The sequence below is a fragment of the Streptomyces africanus genome, from assembly GCF_002150735.1.
Lineage (GTDB): Bacteria > Actinomycetota > Actinomycetes > Streptomycetales > Streptomycetaceae > Streptomyces > Streptomyces africanus.
The window spans coordinates 1-965 of the sequence record NZ_MUKA01000449.1; the positions used below are offsets into that span (position 1 = coordinate 1).

At 66.6% G+C, this 965-nt stretch carries 1 protein-coding gene and 1 pseudogene (1 of these 2 running past the window's edge); both read left to right on the forward strand.

Annotated features, from left to right (window positions below):
* Nucleotides 1–159 (forward strand): LuxR C-terminal-related transcriptional regulator (locus CCL05_RS39440; RefSeq protein WP_425275976.1); only part of this gene is annotated, 159 nt, incomplete at its 5' end.
* A gap of 203 nt (nt 160–362) precedes the next feature.
* Nucleotides 363–965 (forward strand): annotated as a pseudogene (locus CCL05_RS39445) (DUF1996 domain-containing protein); its annotated part runs 422 nt beyond the window's last position; the annotation flags it as partial.

Genomic DNA, 965 nt, shown 5'->3' on the forward strand with positions numbered 1-965 from the left:
GGCCGGTCCAACGCGGCGATCGCGGGCCGGCTGGTCGTGACGGAACGGGCGATCGCCAAGCACACCGCGAACATCTTCGCCAAACTGGGACTGGAGGTCTCGGACGACGACAACCGGCGCGTGCTGGCCGTTCTCGCGTATCTCGACCACGGCCGGTGATATCGGCCCGGCTTGTTCACCCACGGTCCGGGATCAACAACTCCCGGTGCGCAAGGGGCCGTTGAGAACACAGCTCCCTCACGAATCTCGCATCAATTTCCGAGACATCTGAACACCCCTGGGACGGCCTCCGTATGGATGGGAGCCGCTTCACTCCTGTCGGGCGCCTCGATGCCCCCGAAAAAGGAAGTCAGAGGAGTTCCATGGGACGCAACACAAGAAAACGCCGGACGCCGATGGCCACCAAGGCCATAGCCGCATCGGCGGCCCTAGCGCTCGGTGGGGGCGGGCTGATCTGGGCAAACTTCTACGCCTCGGCGCATGAGGAGAACTCGGCGAACCAGACGAAGTCCGCGGGCGCACAGGTCGCCACGATCCAGTGTCCGGACGTAGGACAGCAGCTCACCGACGTGCCGGACGGCGCCCGCCAGGGGGTGGACAAGGAGCTGGCGAACCTCGACAAGCAGATCACCGAGGCCTACTCCCGCCTTGCCTCCACGCGCCAGGCGCAGGCCGGTGACTCGGGCTTCGTCAACAACGCGATCCTCGGCCCGCTGAAGTCGAAGAGGACCGCCGTCATCGACCGGATCGGCATCAACATCCGGCGGGTGGGCGGACAGGCCCCCGACAACCTCGCCCAGATGGCCGAGTGCAAGGGCATGGCCGCCGAACAGCCGGAGACCAACGACGGCAACGGCCAGGCCGGCGACCAGAACGACGGTGGTCAGGACCAGGGCCAGGACCAGGGTCAGGACAACGGCCAGAACCAGGGCGGTCAGGACCAAGGCGGCCAGGACCAAGGCGGT